Origin of the sequence: Delftia sp. JD2, from assembly GCF_001682645.1 — a bacterium.
Classification (GTDB): domain Bacteria; phylum Pseudomonadota; class Gammaproteobacteria; order Burkholderiales; family Burkholderiaceae_C; genus Comamonas; species Comamonas acidovorans.
In genome coordinates this window covers 97,062-104,586 of the sequence record NZ_LFJT01000020.1, presented here as the reverse complement: position 1 = coordinate 104,586, position 7,525 = coordinate 97,062, and the positions used below count along the sequence as shown (strand labels likewise).

General features: G+C 64.1%; 5 protein-coding genes. 3 read left to right on the top strand and 2 right to left on the bottom strand.

The window, feature by feature from the left end; translation table 11 throughout:
* On the bottom strand, positions 1-266 hold a 266-nt coding region (locus tag ACM14_RS13445), incomplete at its 3' end, for a biotin/lipoyl-containing protein (protein ID WP_302621868.1).
* A 19-nt stretch (positions 267-285) separates the two neighbouring features.
* Entirely contained in the window at positions 286-3,003 is a 2,718-nt protein-coding gene (aceE, locus tag ACM14_RS13440) for a pyruvate dehydrogenase (acetyl-transferring), homodimeric type (RefSeq protein WP_043820506.1), read from the bottom strand.
* Between the two features lie 320 nt (positions 3,004-3,323).
* On the opposite strand from aceE, the gene ACM14_RS13435 reads away from it, so the two are divergent.
* The 3 genes from ACM14_RS13435 to folD all read left to right on the top strand — a co-directional run bounded on the left by ACM14_RS13435 (position 3,324) and on the right by folD (position 7,483).
* Positions 3,324-5,897 carry a PAS domain-containing sensor histidine kinase gene (locus tag ACM14_RS13435; RefSeq protein ID WP_012205806.1) on the top strand — a complete coding sequence of 858 codons (2,574 nt, stop codon included), beginning with the start codon at positions 3,324-3,326 and terminating at the stop codon, positions 5,895-5,897.
* The gene (locus tag ACM14_RS13430; protein ID WP_012205807.1) at positions 5,894-6,544 is read left to right on the top strand and encodes a response regulator transcription factor; all 651 of its coding nucleotides are present in this window, start codon (positions 5,894-5,896) and stop codon (positions 6,542-6,544) included. Before ACM14_RS13435 ends, ACM14_RS13430 begins: the two co-directional genes overlap by 4 nt.
* An 84-nt stretch (positions 6,545-6,628) precedes the next feature.
* Complete coding sequence (gene folD / locus ACM14_RS13425; RefSeq protein ID WP_065346393.1) at positions 6,629-7,483, top strand: bifunctional methylenetetrahydrofolate dehydrogenase/methenyltetrahydrofolate cyclohydrolase FolD; 855 nt, start codon at positions 6,629-6,631, stop codon at positions 7,481-7,483.
* Positions 7,484-7,525: the final 42 nt, after the last annotated feature.

Sequence of the window (7,525 nt, the reverse complement as noted above, 5' to 3'; positions counted from 1 at the left end):
GCGGCTGCAGGCGCCGGGGCAGCGGCTTCCGCCGACTCGACCACGGCAATGATGCTGCCCTGCTTGACCTTGTCGCCCATGTTGACGCGCAGCTCCTTGAGCACGCCAGCGTGGCTGGAGGGGATCTCCATGGAGGCCTTGTCGGACTCCACTGTGATCAGCGATTGCTCGGCCTTGATCTGATCGCCGGCCTTGACCAGCACTTCGATCACAGCAACTTCGTCGAAATCACCGATATCGGGGACTTGAATTTCTACCAATGCCATATGTGTCTCCCGTTCTTACTCAAGCGTGCAGCGGGTTGATCTTGTCGGCCTTGATGCCGTACTTGGCGATCGCTTCGGCCACGGTGGTGGCGTTGATCTTGCCTTCTTCGGCCAGCGCGCGCAGTGCGGCAACCACGATGTAGTGGCGATCCACTTCGAAGTGCTCGCGCAGCTTGCGGCGGAAGTCCGAACGGCCGAAGCCGTCGGTGCCCAGCACCTTGTAGGTGCGGCCCTTGGGCATGTAGGGGCGGATCTGCTCGGCGTAGGCCTTCATGTAGTCGGTGGATGCGATCACCGGGCCATTGTGCGACTGCAGCTGCTGCGTGACGAAGGGCACCTTCTGGGTGTCCAGCGGATGCAGCAGGTTCCAGCGGTCGGCGTCCTGGCCGTCGCGGGTGAGCTCATTGAAGCTCGGGCAGCTCCACACGTCGGCGGCAATGCCCCAGTCGGCCAGCAGCAGTTCCTGGGCGAAGAAGGATTCGCGCAGGATGGTGCCCGAACCCAGCAGTTGCACGCGCAGGCCGCTTTCCGGCACCTTCTGGCCGGGCTTGCACAGGTACATGCCCTTGATGATCTGCTGCTCGGTGCCGGGCGTGAGGCCGGGCATGGCGTAGTTCTCGTTGAGCAGCGTGATGTAGTAGAAGACGTTTTCCTGGTTCTGCACCATGCGGCGCAGGCCGTCCTGCATGATCACGGCGACTTCGTGGGCAAAGGTCGGGTCGTAGCTCACGCAGTTGGGAATGGTGTTGGCCAGGATGTGGCTGTGGCCGTCTTCGTGCTGCAGGCCTTCGCCGTTCAGCGTGGTGCGGCCCGAAGTGCCGCCCAGCAGGAAACCGCGCGCCTGCATGTCGCCGGCCGCCCAGGCCAGGTCACCGATGCGCTGGAAGCCAAACATCGAGTAGTACACGTAGAACGGGATCATGATCCGGTTGCTCGTGCTGTAGCTCGTGGCTGCCGCGATCCAGCTGCTCATGCCGCCGGCTTCGTTGATGCCTTCCTGCAGGATCTGGCCGGCCTTGTCCTCGCGGTAGTACATCACCTGGTCCTTGTCGACCGGGGTGTACTGCTGTCCAGCGGGGTTGTAGATGCCGATCTGGCGGAACAGGCCTTCCATGCCGAAGGTACGTGCCTCGTCCACCAGGATGGGCACGACGCGCGGACCGATTTCCTTGTCGCGCAGCAGCTGCGTGAGGAAGCGCACATAGGCCTGGGTGGTCGAGATCTCACGGCCTTCGGGCGTGGGTTCGAGGATGGCCTTGAAGGTATCCAGCGCAGGCGCCGTGAATTGCTCGCTGGCCTTCACGCGGCGGTGCGGCAGGTAGCCGCCCAGCGCCTTGCGGCGCTCGTGCAGGTAGCGCATTTCCGGGGTGTCGTCGGCCGGCTTGTAGAAAGGCAGGTCGGCGATCTGGCTGTCGGGAATGGGAATGTTGAAACGGTCGCGGAAGGCCTTGATGTCCTCGTCGCCCAGCTTCTTGGTCTGGTGAACGGTGTTCTTGCCTTCACCGATCTTGCCCATGCCGAAGCCCTTGACGGTCTTGACCAGCAGCACGGTGGGCTGGCCCTTGTGCGAATTGGCAGCGTGGAAGGCAGCGTAGACCTTCTGCGAATCGTGGCCGCCGCGGCGCAGGTTCCAGATCTCGTCGTCGCTCATGTGCTCGACCATCTTCAGCGCGCGCGGATCGCGGCCGAAGAAGTTCTTGCGCACGTAGGCGCCGTCATTGGCCTTGAACGACTGGTAGTCGCCGTCGTTGCACTCGGCCATGATCTTCTTGAGCACGCCGTCCTTGTCCTTGGCCAGCAGCTCGTCCCAGCCCTTGCCCCACAGCAGCTTGATGACGTTCCAGCCGGAGCCGCGGAACTCGCCTTCGAGTTCCTGGATGATCTTGCCGTTGCCGCGCACCGGGCCGTCCAGGCGCTGCAGGTTGCAGTTGATCACGAAGATCAGATTGTCCAGCTTTTCGCGCGCGGCCAGCGAGATCGCGCCCAGCGACTCGACCTCGTCCATTTCGCCGTCGCCGCAGAAAACCCAGACCTTGCGGCTTTCGGTGTCGGCAATGCCACGGGCATGCAGGTACTTGAGGAAGCGCGCCTGGTAGATGGCCATCAGCGGGCCCAGGCCCATGGACACCGTGGGGAACTGCCAGAACTCGGGCATCAGCTTGGGGTGCGGGTAGCTGGACAGGCCCTTGCCGTCCACTTCCTGGCGGAAGTTCAGCAGTTGCTCTTCGGAAATGCGGCCTTCCAGGTAGGCGCGGGCATAGATGCCGGGCGAGACGTGGCCCTGGATGTACAGGCAGTCGCCGCCGTGGTTCTCGTTTTCGGCGTGCCAGAAATGGTTGAAGCCGGCCGCGAACATGTTGGCCAGCGAAGCGAAGGAGCCGATGTGGCCGCCCAGGTCACCGCCTTCGGGCGGGTGCAGGCGGTTGGCCTTGACCACCATGGCCATGGCATTCCAGCGCATGTAGGCGCGCAGACGGCCTTCGATTTCCAGGTTGCCGGGACAGCGGGCTTCCTGCGAGGTCTCGATGGTGTTCACATAGCCGGTGTTGGCCGAGAAAGGCATGTCCACGCTGTTCTGGCGTGCGTGTTCGAGCAGGTCCTCGATCAGCTTGTGCGCGTATTCGGCGCCTTCACGGTCGATGACGGCCGACAGGGCGTCCATCCATTCGCGCGATTCTTGTTGGTCCAGGCCGGCGGGAACGCCTGCATTGCCTTGCGGGTCAGTCTGAGCTGTCATGGGAATGTCTCCTTGCAGAAGGTAGCGTCTTGGGGTCGAACCAGTGAGCGGCGCAGCGCGCCAACGCAGGCGGGTAGTTCACCACGCCTTGCGCGGCACAGACCCTGTCTGGCGAACTTGAAAATACCGATTCACTGCCTCAATGCTCGGCGAGTGTCGCATACTTTTTTCGAATTTCAAATGGTGCTTTTTGATTTCATAATTTGAAATTTTGCTGCAAACGCACATACAGTGAAGACCCCAAAGAACGTCGCCGAAGCGCCTCGGCGGCGACTCCAATACTCCTTAAAAACAGTCAGACTCTCCCCTACACTGGGCGCATGCAATCCTCCCCTTCCGAGCACGGCACGCACAGCCCTGCCCCCATGGCAGGCGTGGCCGCGCCAGTGCGCTGGTGGCGCAGCTGGTGGCGCAGTCTTTCTCCCACGCGCCAGGACCGCTTCGCGGCGCTCGCCCCCCTCGCGGCCGTACTGATGTTCATGGCGGCCATCGTGGCCTCCTTCTGGTACCTGCGCATGGAGGAGATCGACCGCGAGAAGGAAGCGCTGCACCGCGACGTGGAATATGCCCAGCAACGCGTGCGCCTGCGCCTGCTGGAGCGCCAGGAGCAACTGATGCGCATGGCGCGCGACATCGGCAACCACGACCTGGGCGAGTCCGACTTCGCCAGCCGCGCCGAAGCACTCATCAGCCAATACCCCGAACTGCAGTCCATCACCTGGATCGATGCACAGCGGCGCATCCTGGCCAGCCAGTCCGCCCCCACAGTGAGCAGCGAGCAGCTGCGCATCCCGCGTGAAGTGCTGCGCGCCGGAGACGCGCTGGAGGCCTACCAGCTCGCGCGCGAGATGCAGCAACCCATCTACGTGCAGGGACTTGCCCACAAGGGGGAAGCCGCGCCGCTGCTGCAACTGCATGTGCCGCTGGCACAGGACGGCCGCTACATCGGCGAGCTGCTGGGCGAGTACTCCATCGACAGCCTGCTGCGCTATGGAACGCCCACCGAAATCATGGCCCGCTACGCCATGACCATGCTCGACAGCCGGGGCCAGGTGCTGGCAGGCACGCCGCTGACACCGCGCAAGCAGACCGCCACCGAACTGCTGCGCTGGCGCACCGTTGCCAACGAGGACGAGGCACCCGTCGCCCCCGTCGGCAACAGCCTGGTGCTGCGTGCCCAGGCCTATCGCACCTCGCTGGGCGTGGTCGGCAGCGGCCTGTTCTGGCTGGTGGGCACGCTCAGTGCGATGACGGCCTGGCTGCTGCTGGCCACCTGGCGCCACACGCGCCGCCGCCAGCGCGCCCAAGAGGCCCTGGTCGCGGAAACCAACTTCCGCCGCGCCATGGAAAACTCCGTGCTCACCGGCATGCGCGCGCTGGACCTGCAAGGCCGCATCACCTATGTGAATGCCGCCTTCTGCCAGATGACGGGCTGGAGCGAATCAGAGCTGGTCGGCCAGATGCCGCCCTACTCCTACTGGCCCGACAACGACTACGACAACCTGCACTCCAAGCTGCGCGAAGAGCTTTCGGGCAAGACCATCGTCGGGGGCTTTCAGGTGCGCGTGCAGCGCAAGAACGGCACGCAGTTCGATGCGCGCCTGTATGTCTCGCCGCTGATCGACGCCCATGGCCAGCACACGGGCTGGATGTCGTCCATGACCGACATCACCGAGCCCAACCGCATCCGCGAGCAACTGTCTGCCTCCTACGAGCGCTTCACCATCGTGCTGGAGGCGCTGGACGCCTCGGTGTCCGTCGCCCCGCTGGGCAGCGCGGAGCTGCTGTTCGCCAACAAGCTGTACCGGCAATGGTTTGGCTCACAGACCGATGGCCACCTGCAGCTCGTCGCCCAGGCCGGCGTGCTGCCCGTGCGCTCGCAGCCGCAAGGCATGGACGACGAGGACGGCCTCATGGGCCTGCCCACCGACTCGCTGACCAGCGCACGCAGCGAAAACGCCGAGATCTACCTGCCCGAACTGGGCAAGTGGCTGGAAGTGCGATCGCGCTATCTGAGCTGGGTGGACGGCCGCCTGGCCCAGATGGTGATCGCCACCGACATCACGCCGCGCCGCCTGGCCGAGGAGCAGGCCGATCGCCAGGCCGAGCACGCCCAGTCCGTCAGCCGCCTGATCACCATGGGCGAGATGGCCTCCAGCGTCGCCCATGAGCTCAACCAGCCGCTGACCGCCATCAGCAATTACTGCAGCGGCATGCTCACCCGACTTGAAAAGGGCACGCTGACCGAAGAGCAGATGAAGTTCGCGCTGGAGAAAACCGCCCACCAGGCGCAGCGCGCGGGGCAGATCATTTTGCGCATACGCTCCTTCGTCAAGCGCAGCGAGCCCAACCGCACCCTGGCCCAGGTCACCGACATGGTCAGCGAGGCCGTGGAGCTGGCCGGGATCGAGCTGCGCCGCCGCAATGTGCAGCTGACCTACCACGTGGCCGAGCGCATGCCGGCCATCATGGCCGACACCATCCTCATCGAGCAGGTGCTGGTCAACCTCATGAAGAACGGCGCCGAATCCATCGAGCAGTCGGGCCGCCCCAGCCACCAGCGCAATGTGGAGCTGCGCGTGGTGCCGCGCACCATCGAGGACCAGCGCGTCATCGAATTCAACGTGCAGGACACCGGCAAGGGCCTGCCGCCCGAGGTGCTGGAACGCCTCTTCGAGGCCTTCTTCACCACCAAGAGCGAAGGCATGGGCATGGGGCTGAATCTGTGCCGCAGCATTGTCGAGTCCCACCAGGGTCGGATGCGTGCCGAGAACCTCTACAATGGTTCCGAGGTTGTCGGCTGCCGGTTTTCATTCTGGCTGCCGCTGGCCCCGCCGGGCGACGCGACAACGCCGGCAGCGACCATTGAACCCACAACAAGGACGATTGCATGAGCTTGATCCCGAAAAAAGGCACTGTGTACGTAGTTGATGACGACGAAGCGGTTCGTGATTCGTTGCAATGGTTGTTGGAGGGCAAGGACTATCGTGTGCGCTGCTTCGACTCGGCCGAGACCTTCCTCTCGCGCTACGACCCACGCGAGATTGCCTGCCTCATCGTCGACATCCGCATGGGCGGCATGACGGGCCTGGAACTGCAGGACCGCCTGATCGAACGCAAGTCCCCCCTTCCCATCGTCTTCATCACCGGCCACGGCGACGTGCCCATGGCGGTGAACACCATGAAGAAGGGCGCACTGGACTTCATCCAGAAGCCGTTCAACGAAGAGGAACTGCTGAACCTGGTCGAGCGCATGCTGGACCATGCCCGCGAAGCCTTTGCCGGCCACCAGCAGGCCGCCAGCCGCGACGCGCTGCTGGCCAAGCTGACCAGCCGTGAAGCCCAGGTGCTGGAGCGCATCGTCGCCGGCCGGCTGAACAAGCAGATCGCCGATGATCTTGGCATCAGCATCAAGACGGTGGAGGCGCACCGCGCCAACATCATGGAAAAGCTCAACGCCAACACCGTGGCCGATCTGCTCAAGATCGCCCTGGGCCAGGGCCAGACCGCTGCAGCGGCCAAGGCAGCCGTCGCCGGATAAGCCAAGACACCACCGCTTTTTTTCAAAGAGCTGCTAGCGCTTGATCAACAAGCCCTAGCAGCATTTTTATTGGTATTCACTGCAATGACAGCCCAACTCATCGACGGCAACGCCCTCTCCCGCCAACTGCGTGCCGAAGTCGCCCAGCGCGCCACCGCCCTGAAGGCCCGCGGCACCACGCCCGGCCTGGCCGTGGTCCTGGTCGGCGACAACCCTGCCTCCCAGGTCTATGTGCGCAACAAGGTCAAGGCCTGCGAGGACGCGGGCTTTCATTCGGTGCTGGAGAAGTACGATGCCTCGATGACCGAGGCCGAACTGCTGGCCCGCGTCGAGGCGCTGAACAACGACCCCAGCATCCACGGCATCCTGGTCCAGCTGCCGCTGCCCGCACACATCGACGACCACAAGGTCATCGAGACCATCTCGCCGCTCAAGGACGTGGATGGCTTTCACGTGGCAAGTGCAGGCGCGCTGATGGTGGGTGAAGTCGGCTTCAAGGCCTGCACTCCCTACGGCTGCATGAAGATGCTGGAATCCATCGGCATGACGGACCTGCGCGGCAAGCACGCCGTGGTCATCGGCCGCTCCAACATCGTCGGCAAGCCCATGGCCATGATGCTGCTGGCCGCCAATGCCACCGTGACCATCTGCCACAGCGGCACGGCCGATCTCGCCGCAATGACGCGCCAGGCCGACATCGTGGTCGCCGCCGTGGGCAAGCGCAATGTGCTGACTGCAGACATGTGCAAGCCTGGCGCCGTGGTCATCGACGTGGGCATGAATCGCAACGACGAAGGCAAGCTCTGCGGCGACGTGGACTTTGACGGCGTCAAGGAAGTGGCCGGCTTCATCACGCCCGTACCCGGCGGTGTCGGCCCCATGACGATTACCATGCTGCTGGTCAACACCATGGAGGCGGCCGAGCGCGCCGCCGGCTGACCAGGAGCTGACAAGCATCGGGCGTCTCCCTGGAGAGCCGCT

Excerpts from the sequence above, each read along its gene's own strand:
- ACM14_RS13430 (WP_012205807.1), top strand. The coding sequence starts at position 5,894 with ATGAGCTTGATCCCGAAAAAAGGCACTGTGTACGTAGTTGATGACGAC.
- aceE (WP_043820506.1), bottom strand. The coding sequence starts at position 3,003 with ATGACAGCTCAGACTGACCCGCAAGGCAATGCAGGCGTTCCCGCCGGC.
- ACM14_RS13435 (WP_012205806.1), top strand. The coding sequence starts at position 3,324 with ATGCAATCCTCCCCTTCCGAGCACGGCACGCACAGCCCTGCCCCCATG.
- folD (WP_065346393.1), top strand. The coding sequence starts at position 6,629 with ATGACAGCCCAACTCATCGACGGCAACGCCCTCTCCCGCCAACTGCGT.